The sequence below is a fragment of the Pantoea graminicola genome (assembly GCF_048452665.1).
Lineage (GTDB): Bacteria > Pseudomonadota > Gammaproteobacteria > Enterobacterales > Enterobacteriaceae > Pantoea.
The window spans coordinates 39347-54327 of sequence record NZ_JBLWSJ010000005.1; the positions used below are offsets into that span (position 1 = coordinate 39347).

A 14981-nucleotide genomic window follows, 5' to 3' on the forward strand; every position below is an offset into this window, starting at 1 on the left:
GGATACTCCGCGATACAGAGGAAAATCATGATCTGGCTGATAGCCAAATATGCGATAACGGCCTTTATGGTCGTGCTGATTTCAGAGGTGGCAAAGCGCAGCGACCGGCTGGGCGGTCTGATCGCGGCCCTGCCGCTGGTTACGCTGCTGGTGCTGATCTGGATGAAGCTGGAAGGGCAGTCAGCGGAAAAAATCAGTGCGCATGCGTGGTATACCTTCTGGTATGTGGTGCCGACGCTGCCAATGTTCATTCTGTTTCCCTTCATCTATCCCCGCGTGGGTTTCTGGCTGACGCTGCTGATCTCCAGTGCGATTACGGTCACTCTGTTCGTGCTCTGGGCGCTGCTTCTGAAACGCTTTGGCATCGTCCTGATGTGATGTCAGGGCGCTGCGCGATTGAAACCCCTGAGACGGGCGGTATCAGAACCGGCGTGGTGGTGAGTGTTGCTGTCTGCACGCTGTTTCAGGCCGCCCGTGAAGGGCGGCTGTGCGGGTAATCCCGGTCAGCGATGGTGGTCCCGCAGAAACACCGTCAGCACATCTTTCGGCGGCACGCCCCCGCATTCACCGATTAACCAGCCGACCGCGCCACGATGATAGGTGCCGTGAAAAAGGACGTGATCCAGCATTTCACTGACGCGCATTTCTCCGTTGCCGCCGTCGATAAAAGTGAAATTGATGATCCTGGCTGCATCGTCGGGCGTCATCGCCGTCACCTGCTGGATATATCTCTCTGTGCAGGCGGCCATACTGGCTTCCAGCGCCTCAACTGTGGGTGTATCTGGCGTGTTAAGGGCGGTGTAACCGTGCGGCTCTCCTGACATATTGGCTTCGAAGATTCTGTCGACCACATAGATGTGGTTCATCAGCCTTAGCATCTGGTGGCGCTTCCCTGCATACGCTGTGTCATCTATCTCTTTTATGCTTTTCAGCGTCTCTGCATCAATCCAGCGCTTGTACTTCAGAAGTGTAACAATTCTGTCCTTGTCCATGATTTTTACCTGAATTTAGCTAAAGTTGAGATCACGCTGATTAAACCACACTGGCTGACCTATGCCGACAACATTGACCTCGACGCTCTATTCCCGCTTACGTCTGCTGCTCTCCATTTCCGCCGGCCTGGTTTGCTATTTTTTACTCTCCGATCGGCTCGGGCAGATGCAGCGTCTGCTGATCGGCTGGAACGTCTGGGCCTGGCTCTACCTCTGCATTCTCTGGATCCGCATGCTGCGGACGGATGCAGCCGGGATCCGGCGTATCGCTCAGCAGCAGGACCAGAGTGCCGCGCTGGTGCTCGGAATGGTTATCGTGGCGTGCGTGGTCAGCATGGTGGCGATTCTCAGTGAGCTTCCGGCGCTCAGGACGCTGACCGGCACGCCGCGGCTGATGCACCTGGTGCTGACCGCGATGACGCTTATTGCCGCCTGGGCCATGCTGCCCACGGCGTTTGCGATGCACTATGCCCATCAGCACTATCTTTACCGCAGCAGCACTATCACACCGCTGATCTTCCCCGAGAAAAAAGAGAATCCCGGCTACTGGGACTTCCTCTACTTCTCCTTCACCCTCGCGGTGGCGTCGCAGACGGCGGATGTCGCCACCGGCACGACAGCAATGCGAAAGCTGGCGCTGCTGCAGTCCGTGATCTCGTTTATTTTTAACCTGGCGATTCTGGGGCTGTCGGTGAATGTGGGGGCCGGATTGCTGAATTAGCGACTCGCGCAGAGGGGTCAGGCCGCTCCGTCACGATCTTAGCCGGTCCGCCAAGTTCAGCCATGAACCCCATCCCCGGTCCACTGGCAGGCTATCCTCGTTCTCTTTATGAACTGACTCCCTCACACATAGTGATTATCACATTGTGTAATAAACTGTGATCGGCCTCTTTCACCCGCCCATCACAGCATGTAAGTTTCAGGCTCTTACGCCAGAGATTCCCCTAATCCTCAGAGGAGAAAGAGAGTGAAAGCAACGGCAATGATGACCACCAGTCTGTTAATGATGATGAGCGGTGTACACGCGGAAGGAGTGACCACGGCCGCACAGGATAATACGCTGACCGTGAGATTCGGCCAGCCGACCATCCGGCAGGTGCTGCACTACCGCAAAATGTACGAGAAAAAGCCGTTTCCGGACGCTGAGATCTACTACTACGATAACGGTACGTACAAAATCATTTCGCAGGGTGAGGATCACTACGGCGTTTACGTCATGCAGGGCCACTTTGACGACCAGACCTTTACCGTGCGTTTCATCTCTCTGCCCTCGTCTGACTGGGGCAATAAAACCGCCTTTCATCAGTTAACCTTTGTCAAAGGTGACCCGCAGAACGTCTTTATTCAGAACGCGATTGTGGATACCGGGGAAGCGATTGCCCAGCAGAACGGTACTTACACGCAGGAGAAAAACAGCGTCAGAAATCCGGTTTCCACTCGCTGGCAAAACTGAATATGAGCGGGTGGCTCTCCGGAGTCACCCGGCTTCGGCCGGAGATGAGATCGCAGCGAATTTTGATTCAGTAGATGTTATCCCCTACCTGAATGCCTTATCTTATCCCCGCAGATCACGCATCGTGCCGCGTCTGAGTGCTTTTCCCGCACCCGATCTGCGAACAAATTTTTCTGTCATCTGAACCCACCACTTTTAATTAAATCCTGAGGCGAAATATGGACAGAGGTTTGCCCTTGCTGGATGCACAGGCGATCGCGTTTTCCGCTGGCGATCGTCAGCTTCTGCAGCCGATCTCTTTGCAGTTATACCCGGGCGATAATGTCTTACTCACCGGCCCCTCCGGCAGCGGTAAAAGCACCCTGCTGAAGATCCTGGCGTCACTGATGTCGCCCACCGCCGGACAGATTTTTTTCAACGGCAGTGATATCACCACGCTGGAAGCTGAGACTTATCGCCAGCAGGTTTCTTACTGTTTTCAGACCCCGCAACTCTTTGGTCAGACGGTGTATGACAACCTGGCGCTGCCGTGGCAGATTCGCCATCAGAAGCCTTCGCGCGATGCCCTGGTCAGCGCGCTGGAGAGCGTCAACCTCGCCGCCGCGATGCTGGACAAACCGGCAGAACAGCTCTCCGGCGGTGAGAAACAGCGTGTCGGTCTGCTGCGCAATCTGCAGTTTATGCCGCAGGTGCTGCTGCTGGATGAAGTCACCAGCGCCCTGGACGAAGAGAACCGGCAGACAGTGCTTTCACTGATCAGGCGGGTTTCCGCAGAGAACCAAATCGCCGTAGTGCGCATCAGCCATGATATTCAGGACATTGAGCAGGCTGAGCAGGTGCTTCGTCTGACGCCGCAGAAAAAGGAGAAAGCGCGTGAATCAGCATGATATCAGTGACACCTCGCTGTTGCTGTCACTGAGTCTGGTCATCATAGCCCTGCTGATCAGTCAGAAAGAAAAGCTCGGCATAAGCAAAGATATTATCTGGAGTGTCGGCCGCGCAATCGTACAGCTGGTGATCGTCGGCTTTGTGCTGAAGTCGATTTTCGATGTGAACAACGACTGGCTGACCGTGCTGATGGTGCTGTTTATCTGCGTCAACGCCGCAATCAACGCCCGCAAACGGGGAGGGGATATCGGAAACGCTTTTGGCATCGCGTTTACGGCGATTTTCAGCGGCACGGTGATAACCCTCGCGATTCTGGTACTGAGCGGTGCGATAGCCTTCGTGCCGATGCAGGTCATTCCCATCTCCGGCATGATCGCCGGGAATGCGATGGTCGCCGTTGGACTCTGCTTCACTAATCTGCGCCAGCGTTTCTGGGATAATCAGCAGAGAATTATGGAGATGCTGAGCCTGGGCGCCCCGGTGAAGCTGGCCTCGAAGCGGATTATCGCGGACAGCATCCGCACCGCCATGATCCCGACCGTGGATGCGGCTAAGACGGTCGGGATCGTCAGTCTGCCGGGGATGATGTCGGGTCTGATTTTTGCGGGTATCGATCCGCTTAAGGCCATCAAATACCAGATCATGGTGACATTTATGCTGACAGGCACCGCCAGTCTCTCAACCATCATTGCCGTCTGGTTATCTTACCGGCGCTTTTACAACGACAGGGCGCAGCTGAAAATCACCCACTCCCTGAATCGGTAAGGTCGCGTTAGCGACTTCCCTCATCGCGCCCGGAACAGCCGGGCGCATGTGTACAGAGCACCCGCCGGGGGCTGAGGAAAGCAGGGGCAGGGCCGATCCAGTATGGCCTGTTCGGAAAGCGATCTCCGCAATTGCCCTGCCGAGCGTCAGACCGCACGCCGGTGCCAAACGGTTGCTTGTCTGTTCCTGACACGCTGTTACGCATTGCCTTCTATGTTAGGATTTAAACCTTCACGATGAAGGAGAGCAAGATGATAGTCAGAACATGGCACGGATGCGTTCCGGTCAGACATGCTGAAGGATTTGCCGATCACCTGCAGAAGACCGGTGTTGAACATTCAGAAGGGACGCCGGGCAATCTGGGGGCCAGCGTGCGCAGAGAAACGCAGGGCGAATGGGCGCATTTTTTTCTGGCAACCTGGTGGGAAAACATCGACGCGGTGAAAGCCTTTGCCGGTGAACAGTATCATGTGGCCGTTACCTATCCCGATGATGAGCAGTTTGAGCTGCTATCCGACCCGTATGTTTTCCAGCATCAGGTAGAGAGCATGACACCGCTGTGAGTGACCGGCAGGCGCAGATCGCGGCGGCGCTTCTGCGCCTGCGGCGGGCTAACGTCTGAAGTCCGCATCTGCGTTCAGATAAAAAAACAGGCTTCCGGACGCGGAACCGTGCCTGAACAGCCCCTGTCTGTGCCCTGTTCTGGGGATTGCCGGGCTGATAGGTGCGGTACGTTATCCTCCTCATGCGGGAGGGGATCATGATTAAAATTACCTGTGTTATTTCGGTAATGCTGAGCCTGGCGCTTTGCTGGGCCGGTACGGCTGAGGCTAAGCGACAGAAGCAGACCGACGATGAGGTTCGTCAGCGCATTATTGATGATGCCATCGCCGCTTATCCTGGCGTCTGCGCGTGCCCGTTCAACACTGCGCGCAACGGCAGCCGCTGTGGCGGACGTAGCGCCTGGAGCAGGCAGGGTGGATACGCACTGGTTTGTTTTAATAAAGAGGTGTCAAAGGAAAGCGTGGAGGAATGGCGCAGGAATAATGATGCCTGAACAGTGTTGTCCGGCCATGTCTGGCAGGGAGGTCAGGGTCTGGACAGCAGGGAAGTCTGGATCCCCACGCTCTGCCGGGAGTGATTTTCGCTGATGAGTTGCGCAACGCCTGGCGAAACAGTGACGGACGGCGGCCGGGTAAAGCGCTGATGACCCGGACCGGGCCATCAGCGTACACATTACCATGTCACGGGGCCGCTTATTTCTGCGCCTGCTGAGCCTGCTGGTTTTTTTCTGCCTCTTTCTGTTTCTTCTTCGCCATATGGTGACCGACTGCGCAGCCTGCCGCAGCGCCAGCCACGCCATGATGAGCAACATGACCTGCTACGCCGCCCACGGCCGCGCCTTTCAGGCACCCTTCGGCATTAGCCTGCATATTCACAGACAAAAACAGACCGGTCGCCATCACAATCACTGATAATTTTTTCATCACTGGATATCCTGGTAGTCATAGTTGCACGTTGAACTCAGCGGAGCATAGCGATCCGGTGAGCGTTGTGCTGGCCGGGATACAGGAATCACGACGTTAGTTACCTGTGGTTACGCTTTTCGCTCACAGAGAGGACGGAGGGCTGTCTTCCGGTGGCTGGCCGGTGTGTTATTCCTCGCCAGCCGCTATCACGCCAGGCCTGGTGGCGGGCAGCCAGAATGAAAAGCGGGTGCCTCCCAGCGCGTTGCTGTTGCAGGAGACGTGCCCGCCCTGCGCCAGCACAATCGCTTTCACTACCGCCAGCCCTAATCCGGTGCCGCCGCTCTGGCGTGACCGTGAATCATCAGTGCGCACAAAGGCATCCCAGACGGTGAGGGCGAACGCCGGGTCGATGCCAGGGCCTTCGTCATCGATATGCACCACAACACCACCGGCATCCTCTTCACAGGCGATCATTATGATGCCTGGCACAGCATAACGGCGGGCATTCTCCAGAAAGGCCAGCAGCACCTGTCTGAAGCGTGAGGCATCACATTCGATGGTTGCCGGACTGATTTTCAGTACTAAGGAGTGATGACTGGTTTTGAAATCCGCCCTGACCAGTTCTGCCAGCGACGCGATCTCACTCTGGATGTTCACCTGCCCATAGTGCATATGCAGATGGCCCGACTGCGCCAGACTCAGGGTTCTCAGATCCTCGATTAAGCGCGTCAGGCCCTCGGTCTGATGGATCAGACTGACGAAAAGCTTCTGATCGGGCGCAAAGATACCCTCTGCTAACCCCTGAAGCCGTCCGCGCAGTATCGTCACCGGGGTACGCAGCTCATGAGCAATGGCGGCGTTCCAGGTCTGGCTGTTCTGCGAAAGGTTCTCCAGGGCGGCCGCCATACGGTTGAAGTCTTTTACCAGTGCATTTATCTCGCCAATCTCTATCGCCCCTTCGCTGGCACGCGCACTCAGGTCGCCCTCCGCCACCCGTCTGGCGCTGTGCGTCAGGGATTCCAGGGGCACGACCATCTGGCGCGCGAAGCGGGCAGAGAAGAAAACGGAGACGGCGATGGTCAGCAGCGTGGAGACCAGCATCGTGAGCCAGTCACTGGTGGTTCCCACATCCAGATCGAGTGGCAACAGCTCACCTGAAAACAGGCCGATAACGGTCGGCGCGAGCGTATAAGTGGCAAAAGAGGTCACGAATGAATAGAGCGTGACCCTGACGATCAGCCAGTTCAGCTGCTGACTGAGGCTCCGACGTTTCATTTACCCTCTCCCAGACGATAACCGAAACCGCGCACGTTCTGCAGCAGCCCGGACACCCCCGCGTCATCGAGTTTCCTGCGTAACTTACTGATATGGCTATCTACCGTTCGCGGCAGGGTATCCCCCTCAGGGAAGCAGGCCTCCAGCAGTTCATCCCGGCTGAAGACCCGGTTAGGCTCGCGGACAAAATGGGTGATCAGCCTGAACTCGGTAGTGGTCAGGCGGGATGCAATGTCGATCCCCTCAGCTTTGATGATGACGCTGTGCTGCCGCACATTGATGGAGAGGGAACGGGAAGATAAAACATCGTCTGAACGGGTCACAGCCTGGGTGCGTCGCAGCACCGCCTGCACCCGCGCGACTACCTCAGCAGGATTAAACGGCTTAACCACGTAATCATCGGCACCAATGCGCAGCGCAGAGAGTTTATCCACATCGTCGTCGTTTGCCGTCAGCATAATAACCGGCGTGTCGCCGCGCCGACGGATCTCCGCCAGAAACTGCCAGCCATCCATCACCGGCATACGAACATCCAGTATGATCAGCTGCGGTGAAGCGGTTGCGCAGTACGCCAGCCCCAGGGCGCCGTTTTCCGCATGGCTGACGGTATAGCCGCCATTCTGCAGGTAGGCAGTCAGAATGGCGGCTATCTCCACATCATCTTCGACGATTAAAATATCGCTATTGTCCATGAGTATCCTGTCTTCGTCAGACCCCCCGGCAGGCGCTGAACGGCCAGCCGGGGGATTACGGAGCTTATTGCTATGCGGAAACTATGCTGTTTTTCCGGTGAACTGCATCAGCAAAGATGCAGCATCATCATATCAGCTTCGGGAAGTTATAAAGCAGGCCCGATAGATCCGGTTACTCTGCGGGCTTTCCTTTTCCTTTCAGTCTGTCTGCCAGCATCATGACAACGACAAAAAACAGCGGGACAAACAGGATGGCCAGCAGCGTGGCACTGATGATCCCGCCAAAAACGCCGGTTCCGATAGCATGCTGGATTTCACTGGCCGGGCCGGACGCGATAATCAACGGCACCACACCCAGCCCGAACGCCAGCGAGGTCATGATGATCGGACGCAGCCGCATCCGGGCCGCCGTTATCGCCGCATCCCGCAGGCTCCGGCCCTCCTGGTGAAGCTGCCGGGCAAACTCGACGATCAGCACCGCGTTTTTGGCCGACAGGCCAATCACCGTAATCAGTCCGACTTTGAAGAAGACGTCATCCGGCAACCCGCGCATCATTACAGCAGTGACAGCTCCGGCGATCCCCAGCGGAATGACCATCAGCACGGAAAGCGGAATGGCCCAGCTCTCATACAGCGCGGCTAACACCAGGAAGATCACCAGGATGGAGAGCGCCATCAGCATCGGTGCCTGCGCAGCGGACTGCTGCTCCTGCAACGATTGTCCTGTCCATTCGATTGCGAATCCTGCAGGCAACTGTCTGGCCAGCGATTCCATCTCTTTCATGGCATCACCGCTTGAGACACCCGGGGCTGCACTGCCGGAGAGTCGCATCGCCGGATAGCCCTGATAGCGGACCTGCTGAAGCGGCGAGGAAGAGGCTGTCGGCGTGATAAAGCTCTTCAGAGCGACCATTCTGTCATCACTGTTGCGGACATAGAGGTTGAGAATGTCATCTATCTGCATTCGATCTTTCGCCTCGGCCTGGATGATAACCTGCTGCATACGGCCTCTGTTCGGATAGTCGTTGACGTAGAGCGACCCCATGGCGGCAGAGAGGGTGTCGCTGATACTGGCAAATGAAACACCCATGGCACTGGCTTTTTCACGATCGATGTCCAGCCGGATACTCTTGCCGGGCGGCAGACCGTCTGCATAAACCTGAGTCACTTTGCGGCTGCTGGCGGCAAGCTGCAGTAGCTGCTGCTGCGCGGCTTCCAGCGCCGCAGAGCCCCGACCGGCACGATCCTCCAGCCGCAGCGTAAAGCCGGAAGAGGTTCCCAGCTCCTCGATAGCCGGGGGCATCATCGTCATGATGGTTCCCTCGGGACTATCACGCATCGCCTCTTCGGCGAATCTGACTTCCTGCAGCGTCGAGCTGTTACCGCGATCCTTCCCCTCTTTCAGTACCGTAAAAGTCAGTGCGGTGTTGGCTCCGGCACCCGAAAACCCGAATCCCAGAATGGATTGATTAGTGTCGACAGCCGGGCGTGCACCGACAGCCTCTTCATATTTTTTCACGACCGCCAGCGTCCGCTGCTGTGTCGCTTCGGCCGGTAGCTGAAACGCTGTCATAAAGTAGCCCTGATCCTCCTCGGGCAAAAATGCGGAAGAGAGCTGACTGAAAGCGATCGCCGTTCCGGCGCACAGCGCGATATAGACCAGCAGCATGCGGCCTGAGCGTCTGAGGATCGTGGCTGTCCAGCCTGAATAGCGCTGGGTCAGTCGCGCTAACGCCCGGTTAAATCCGCCAAAAAAACCGCCGCTGGCGTGATCGTCGGGCATTCGCAGCAGCGTGGCGCAGAGTGCCGGGGTCAGCGACAGCGCCAGCAGCGCGGAAAAAAGAATCGCGGTGGCGATGGAGAGTGCAAACTGCCGATAGATAATGCCGACGGAACCGCCTGCAAAGCCCACAGGAATGAAAACCGCAGTCAGTACCAGCGTAATACCGATGATGGCACCGGTTATCTCGCGCATCGCGCGTGAAGTGGCTTCCTGCGGGCCGAGTTTTTCCTCGCGCATCAGGCGTTCCACGTTTTCAACCACCACGATGGCGTCATCGACAATGATGCCGATGGCCAGTACCAGCCCGAACATGGTCAGCACATTGACGGAGAAGCCAGCGAGCAGCATGACGGATAGCGTGCCCAGTAACGCAATCGGCGCGACAATGGCCGGAATGAAGGTATACCTGATGTTCTGCAAAAACAGATACATCACCACGAAAACCAGCACCATCGCTTCGAGAAGGGTGTGGATGACCTTCCCGATTGAGAGCTTTACGAACGGTGCCGTATTGAAAGGGGTGGCATACCGGATATCCTCAGGTATGGAGAGACTCAGCGTCTGCATCCGGGCCGACAGGGCTTCTGCGGTTTTCACGGCGTTGGCCCCGGGCGCGAGCATAATGGCCGCACCGGTAGAGTGCTGTCCGTTTTCACGCATCATCATGCTATAGGTCTGCGATCCATATTCCACTCTGGCGACATCAGAGAGTTTGACGCTGGCACCATCTTTGTGCGCACGCAGGACAATATTGCCAAAGGCTGCCGGGGTGGTCAGCTGACCCTCTACCGTCAGGGGCAGAGTGACCATCTGACCCGGCAGCGCCGGTTCGTCGCCGATGCGTCCCGGCGCTATTTGCGCATTCTGCTGTGTGATGGCGGCAGCGATGTCATTCATCGTCAGGTTAAATGAGAGCAGCTTCACCGGATCGACCCAGACGCGCAGGGCGCTTTCTGCGCCAAAGAGCTGAACACGGCCCACGCCTGGCAGCCTGCGCAGTTCTTCAACCACGTTTCTGGCCATGTAGTCACTTAACGCTTCACTGTCCGTTTTGCCGGTTTTTGAGGTGAGGCTGATGATCATCAGAAAACCGGTATCGGCGGATTCAACCTGCAGACCGTTCTGCCGCACGGCCTGCGGCAGGCGGAATTCCACCGTTTTAATGCGGTTCTGGACATCGACCTGCGCCAGTTCGGCATTCGTTCCGGGTTTAAAGGTAACGGTAATCGTTGCCTGACCTGAGGTGTCTGTCGATGATTCAAAATAGAGCAGGTTCTTAACGCCGGAGAGTTCGCGTTCAATCAGACTGACAACCGAATCGTTCATCGTCTGTGGCGAGGCCCCGGCCCAGGTGGCGGAAATAGTGACATTGACAGGAGCCACGGAGGGATAACGGGCCACCGGGAGCTGTGTCAGGGCCATGATGCCGAACAGAACAATGAACAGCGCAACGACCCAGGCGAAAATCGGGCGTCTGATAAAAAACTGAGCCATTTTACTCTTTCTCCTGCAGGGTCAGGTTAACAGGAGAAATGCCTGATACCACTGCGGCAACGCGGGTGCCATCGCTTAGTTTATCTATGCCCTTAACGACAACACGACTGCCAGGCGGTAATCCCCCGGCGATGCGATAGCCTCCGTTAACCTGCTCGCCCACGCGGACGCTGAGCGGGTGCGCCTGCTGCTGATCGTCAATCACCCAGACCACGGCTTTGTCATCCTGGCGTGAAACAGCCTGTTCAGGCACCATCAGGGCGTCATCGTAATGCTGGCGTGGAACCTGCACCCGCACGAACATGCCCGGCAGCAGTTCGCGGTCGGGATTACTGACTTCGATGCGCACCAGCACCTGGCCTGTACTGGTATCCACGCTCATGCCGGAAAACAGGATTCGGCCAGTCTGGCTGTAAGCCGTGCCATCCGGCAAAAAGAGCTTAACCGGCAAGCCAGTTGTGGCATTCTGCGGGCTGGCCACCTGTCTGCGCAGCTGCTGATAAACTTCGGCAGGTTGATAGACATCCACATAGATCGGGTCTGTCTGATAAAGACGAGCCAGAGGGCTGCTGTCGCCCGGCGTGACATAGGCGCCTTCAGAAACCAGCGCCTGGTCAATGCGGCCCGATATCGGGGCCTCGACCGTGGCAAAGCGTAAATCGAGCATTTTGCGCTTCAGTGTCGCACTGGCCTGCGCGACATCGGCGGCCGCCTGGCGGGCAGCGGCGACAGCATCATCGTAACTTTGACGACTTATCGCACCTGTTCCGGTCAGTTTACGCAGGCGGGCAGCCTGCTGTTGTGCTCTGTCGTTCGCGGCCTGGGCCCGCAGTAAGCCAGCCCGCGCGTTCTCCACCTCGGCCGCAAAGGGGGCCGCGTTGATCTGAAAAAGAGGTTCACCCTTTTTCACTTCGGCACCCTGCTCAAACAGACGACGCTCAATGACGCCATTCACCTGGGCGCGTATCTCAGCCGTGCGAAGTGCATTCACGCGCCCCGGAAGCGTTTCGTAAACGGATAAAACCTGAGGCTGGACCACCGCAACAGCAACCTGCGGATCGGCAGCATTGGCATCGGCGCTGGCATCATCATCACAGCCCGTCAGTACGGCAACCAGTGCAAGCAGGATGAAAGGCAGCGAAAACAGTTTGGGGACGAACATGGGCATCTCGTTTTATTAAGGGATGCGCAATCGTAACGAAGTCGCGTTTATTTGCCGTCGAGGGTGTGTGGAGATTGTGTGTAGAAGTGACTTTTTTATTCTGATGGTGAAAAACCGGCCGACAGCCTCTCTGTCAGCCGGGCAGAAACGCCGCTGTTCAGTTTCAGAAAAGCGTGCGCCCCGAAGGCATAATATCGCACCACTGTTGTTTGTAGTGCCAGGCGGGGTTGTAGGCGCCCAGGGAGAAAATACATTTCTTCTCGGATGAGGCGGCTAACGCTTTAGCCTGGAGAATATTTTCCCATAGTAAAACAGAGCCGATGCCAATAGATCTGAACTGCGGATCCATGCCGCCATTGAAATCTTCAAAATAATACCAGTCGGGACACTCGACTTTATAATTGAGATCAAACGCACAGGGTGAGTCGTTGATAAATAAGATTTTACCAAAAATCATCTCCCTGAACAGGGTGACGGTTTCCGTCAGAATGTGGAGATCCGTGCATTTAAGCTGGTTCTGCCAGCGGAGATCGAACAGGCGCTGATAAATCGCAGCCAGCTCCGCCGGCGAAAAAGCGGAGACATCTTCGACCGTGCCGCCCATTTTTCTGAATCGCCGTACCTCTCCCGTACGCTTCTTTGCCGTTTTAACGGAGAAGTCAGGTTTGATATGGGCCATTTTTTTCTTGAAGAGATTATGACGGATGCTATTCATTATTACGCCCTGAGAATGCGGCGATAACCGCTTTGTTCTGAAAGGCAGGATAATTTTTGCTCCCGCCTTAATCGGCAGAATAATATCGTCAAAAACAAAGGGCAGGCTGGATTTTTTATATTCCAGCGAACCATTCAGGGAAAAAATAGCGGCGACAGCGTGGCCATTGACCTTTTTCAGATAGTACTGAATCGCGACGCCTTCCCGCTCTTCAAGATAAGCAAGAACGCGGGGATGGGTGCATATGCTTCCGCCGAACGCCGTGTAAATCTGAGCGTAGGCCGAGGCCTCGCACTCTTCCCAGCCGGTTTTTTTAAGTTTTAAATGTGTAGTCAGCATGCCTGCTCTCTTAAATGAAATCTGATGCGTCACCCGACGATCCCGCCGCGGGAAGTGCATAACGGGTAAGGATGTAATTCATCTTAATTAAACGGGCGGTAAACAAAAGAATAACCAGAGACAGTAAAACGTCTTTGTTTAACCTCTACACATGTTCTACACACACGCTAAACCCTCTCTCCATAAATAAGCGAGATCGCAGCGTTCATTTATAAAACTCTCACTAAGTTCAGCAAAAAAAGTTTAAATAAAACTTGATTCAAAATGAGTAATTTTGTTCAAATCAGCCGGCAGGTCAGCAACAGGCAAAGTTATTAAACGCCCGGTCGTGTTGCCAGAAAGATAAACGGAATTTAAATGAAAAAAACTTTGTGAATTTTTTGGTTTGTTTAACTTCCGGTTAATGACCGTCTTTATACTGGACGGAAGTATTGCGTGATTCGTTTACCTGTATCAGCGCGGGGTGACTCTGCCCTGGTACGACGCTGCACCTGCAGAATATTTTAGCGACAATTCATCTACTGTTTTGAATTGTTTTTCTGAACGGAAAGTCATTGTTTTAATGCTTTTCTTTAATCAACCAAAATGAATGATACCATTATGAAAAACATACTCATTACCGGTTCTACAGGGTTTCTAGGCGGAGCGGTCGTCGCAAACTTATTACAAAACAGCGTTAAGGATCGACTGCTGCTGCTGGTCAGAGGCAAAACCGTTGATGAGGGGTTAAACCGGCTTAAAGCTAATCTTGTCAATTTTGGCCTGAATGAAGCATTAATTAACTCAGTCACCCCCGACAATATTATTCTGGGCGACCTGGCAGTACCGGAAAACTTTATTGACGACTCACGGCTTGATGAGGTCACGCATGTCATTAACTGTGCCGCCGTAGCCTCATTTGGCAAAAATCCGTCAATCTGGAAGGTGAATGTGGACGGCACATTCAGGTTTGCTGAACGCATGAGCCGCGTGGCTGGCCTGGCGAAATTTATCCATGTCGGCACCGCGATGTCATGTGCGCCGGAACCGGGATCGCTGGTCAGGGAGAGCTGGCTGGACTCCAGCCGGGATCAGCATGTTGTTGAGTACACCTGGAGTAAGGCCACCATTGAAAAGATGATGACAGAGCAGCTGCCGGGACTGCCGCTGGTAATTGCCCGCCCGTCGATTGTGGTGGGGCACTCGGATCAGGGTTGTCTGCCTTCAGCCAGTATTTTCTGGGTCTTCCGTATGGCGCTGGCATTAGGGAAATTCACCTGCAACCTCGACGATCGTATCGACGTGGTTCCCGTAGATTTCTGTGCAGATGCGCTGGTACTGCTTCTTGATGCCGAAAAGGTTATTAATGAAGTGATCCATATTTCTGCCGGTACTCAGAGCAGCGTGACATTCGCGGAAATTGATGAGGCGATGGCTAAAGCATCCGGCAAACGCGCACTGGGTGAGGATTATCAGAAAGTCTCTTATAAACAGCTTTCTGAGAGCAGAAGAAGCTTCAGGGATCTGTTTGGTCCCTGCAACGAACGGATCATGTTGCGTGCCATGAACCTTTATGGCCATTTCTCTAATCTGAATGTGGTCTTTGACAACTCAAAACTTATGCAGCTTGGCATGGGCAAGCCCTCGCGATTCACCGATTATCTGGATCGCTGCGTCTCAACGACCCGCAATGCGACCATCGCTGAACTGATGCAGGTTGACTTCAAATAGGGACAAAGGGCAGCCTGCTTCACAGGCTGCCCGCTATACGGAAACCCGACGCCTCTGCTTATTCAGGCGTTACGCTGATTCCGATCACCCCATGAACGCGCGCCTCATCCGGACCCCTTCTCACTATTCCTTCACGCCAGCGCATCTCATCCGTTTCCTTTGACAGCGTCAGCCGTATAAGTGCCCGGGGCCGTATGACACTATTTCCCGGCATGACACTTACCGCTTCAGAAAAAAAAGCCCG

The 14981-nt window shown here is 55.2% G+C and carries 15 protein-coding genes; 8 read left to right on the top strand and 7 right to left on the bottom strand.

All coding sequences use genetic code 11. From position 1 onward, the window contains the following. Positions 1 to 27 precede the first annotated feature (27 nt). On the top strand, positions 28 to 378 hold the full coding sequence (locus tag ACNY69_RS13080; protein WP_111140161.1) for a DUF3147 family protein: 351 nt from the start codon (positions 28 to 30) through the stop codon (positions 376 to 378). Between the two features lie 125 nt (positions 379 to 503). Here ACNY69_RS13080 and ACNY69_RS13085 read toward each other — a convergent pair whose 3' ends face one another. Further along, positions 504 to 992 (bottom strand): DinB family protein, encoded by a 489-nt coding sequence (locus tag ACNY69_RS13085; protein ID WP_418798628.1) that lies wholly within the window; start codon positions 990 to 992, stop codon positions 504 to 506. 61 nt (positions 993 to 1053) lie between these two features. Between ACNY69_RS13085 and ACNY69_RS13090 the strand changes: the two genes are divergently transcribed. From ACNY69_RS13090 to ACNY69_RS13115, 6 genes are all read left to right on the top strand, one after another. Then, on the top strand, positions 1054 to 1713 hold the full coding sequence (locus ACNY69_RS13090) for a DUF1345 domain-containing protein (protein WP_418798630.1): 660 nt from the start codon (positions 1054 to 1056) through the stop codon (positions 1711 to 1713). A gap of 246 nt (positions 1714 to 1959) precedes the next feature. Next, positions 1960 to 2445 (top strand): hypothetical protein, encoded by a 486-nt coding sequence (locus ACNY69_RS13095; RefSeq protein ID WP_418798632.1) that lies wholly within the window; start codon positions 1960 to 1962, stop codon positions 2443 to 2445. Between the two features lie 218 nt (positions 2446 to 2663). Continuing rightward, entirely contained in the window at positions 2664 to 3332 is a 669-nt protein-coding gene (gene fetA, locus ACNY69_RS13100; protein ID WP_418798634.1) for an iron efflux ABC transporter ATP-binding subunit FetA, read from the top strand. Next, positions 3319 to 4098: an iron efflux ABC transporter permease subunit FetB gene (gene fetB, locus ACNY69_RS13105; protein WP_418798637.1), complete on the top strand. Its 780-nt coding sequence runs from the start codon at positions 3319 to 3321 to the stop codon at positions 4096 to 4098. The genes fetA and fetB overlap by 14 nt, the downstream gene beginning before the upstream one ends. Before the next feature lie 251 nt (positions 4099 to 4349). Further along, positions 4350 to 4661 (top strand): hypothetical protein, encoded by a 312-nt coding sequence (locus ACNY69_RS13110; RefSeq protein WP_111140155.1) that lies wholly within the window; start codon positions 4350 to 4352, stop codon positions 4659 to 4661. A gap of 197 nt (positions 4662 to 4858) precedes the next feature. After that, positions 4859 to 5155, top strand: coding sequence for a hypothetical protein (locus ACNY69_RS13115; protein ID WP_418798639.1), 297 nt, complete (start codon positions 4859 to 4861; stop codon positions 5153 to 5155). A gap of 199 nt (positions 5156 to 5354) precedes the next feature. Here the strand turns inward: ACNY69_RS13115 and ACNY69_RS13120 are convergent, their stop codons facing one another. From ACNY69_RS13120 to ACNY69_RS13145, 6 genes are all read right to left on the bottom strand, one after another. Next, on the bottom strand, positions 5355 to 5585 hold the full coding sequence (locus tag ACNY69_RS13120; protein WP_111138365.1) for a hypothetical protein: 231 nt from the start codon (positions 5583 to 5585) through the stop codon (positions 5355 to 5357). Between the two features lie 168 nt (positions 5586 to 5753). Continuing rightward, positions 5754 to 6842 carry an ATP-binding protein gene (locus tag ACNY69_RS13125; RefSeq protein ID WP_418798642.1) on the bottom strand — a complete coding sequence of 363 codons (1089 nt, stop codon included), beginning with the start codon at positions 6840 to 6842 and terminating at the stop codon, positions 5754 to 5756. Next, positions 6839 to 7534 (bottom strand): response regulator, encoded by a 696-nt coding sequence (locus ACNY69_RS13130; protein WP_418798644.1) that lies wholly within the window; start codon positions 7532 to 7534, stop codon positions 6839 to 6841. Before ACNY69_RS13130 ends, ACNY69_RS13125 begins: the two co-directional genes overlap by 4 nt. Before the next feature lie 172 nt (positions 7535 to 7706). Then, positions 7707 to 10811, bottom strand: a complete 3105-nt coding sequence (locus tag ACNY69_RS13135) for a multidrug efflux RND transporter permease subunit (RefSeq protein WP_418798646.1) — start codon at positions 10809 to 10811, stop codon at positions 7707 to 7709. 1 nt (position 10812) lies between these two features. Next, entirely contained in the window at positions 10813 to 11973 is a 1161-nt protein-coding gene (locus ACNY69_RS13140) for an efflux RND transporter periplasmic adaptor subunit (protein WP_418798647.1), read from the bottom strand. Positions 11974 to 12136: 163 nt separating this feature from the next. After that, positions 12137 to 13027, bottom strand: coding sequence for a GNAT family protein (locus tag ACNY69_RS13145; RefSeq protein ID WP_418798648.1), 891 nt, complete (start codon positions 13025 to 13027; stop codon positions 12137 to 12139). 600 nt (positions 13028 to 13627) lie between these two features. Between ACNY69_RS13145 and ACNY69_RS13150 the strand changes: the two genes are divergently transcribed. Continuing rightward, positions 13628 to 14737 (top strand): SDR family oxidoreductase, encoded by a 1110-nt coding sequence (locus ACNY69_RS13150; protein WP_418798650.1) that lies wholly within the window; start codon positions 13628 to 13630, stop codon positions 14735 to 14737. Positions 14738 to 14981 lie beyond the last annotated feature (244 nt).

Bases quoted from the DNA above. Each gene is read 5' to 3' on its own strand.
- ACNY69_RS13120 (WP_111138365.1), bottom strand. From the start codon at position 5,585: ATGAAAAAATTATCAGTGATTGTGATGGCGACCGGTCTGTTTTTGTCT.
- ACNY69_RS13145 (WP_418798648.1), bottom strand. From the start codon at position 13,027: ATGCTGACTACACATTTAAAACTTAAAAAAACCGGCTGGGAAGAGTGC.
- ACNY69_RS13135 (WP_418798646.1), bottom strand. From the start codon at position 10,811: ATGGCTCAGTTTTTTATCAGACGCCCGATTTTCGCCTGGGTCGTTGCG.
- ACNY69_RS13085 (WP_418798628.1), bottom strand. From the start codon at position 992: ATGGACAAGGACAGAATTGTTACACTTCTGAAGTACAAGCGCTGGATT.
- ACNY69_RS13080 (WP_111140161.1), top strand. From the start codon at position 28: ATGATCTGGCTGATAGCCAAATATGCGATAACGGCCTTTATGGTCGTG.
- ACNY69_RS13140 (WP_418798647.1), bottom strand. From the start codon at position 11,973: ATGTTCGTCCCCAAACTGTTTTCGCTGCCTTTCATCCTGCTTGCACTG.
- ACNY69_RS13090 (WP_418798630.1), top strand. From the start codon at position 1,054: ATGCCGACAACATTGACCTCGACGCTCTATTCCCGCTTACGTCTGCTG.
- ACNY69_RS13115 (WP_418798639.1), top strand. From the start codon at position 4,859: ATGATTAAAATTACCTGTGTTATTTCGGTAATGCTGAGCCTGGCGCTT.
- fetA (WP_418798634.1), top strand. From the start codon at position 2,664: ATGGACAGAGGTTTGCCCTTGCTGGATGCACAGGCGATCGCGTTTTCC.
- ACNY69_RS13130 (WP_418798644.1), bottom strand. From the start codon at position 7,534: ATGGACAATAGCGATATTTTAATCGTCGAAGATGATGTGGAGATAGCC.
- ACNY69_RS13150 (WP_418798650.1), top strand. From the start codon at position 13,628: ATGAAAAACATACTCATTACCGGTTCTACAGGGTTTCTAGGCGGAGCG.
- ACNY69_RS13110 (WP_111140155.1), top strand. From the start codon at position 4,350: ATGATAGTCAGAACATGGCACGGATGCGTTCCGGTCAGACATGCTGAA.
- ACNY69_RS13125 (WP_418798642.1), bottom strand. From the start codon at position 6,842: ATGAAACGTCGGAGCCTCAGTCAGCAGCTGAACTGGCTGATCGTCAGG.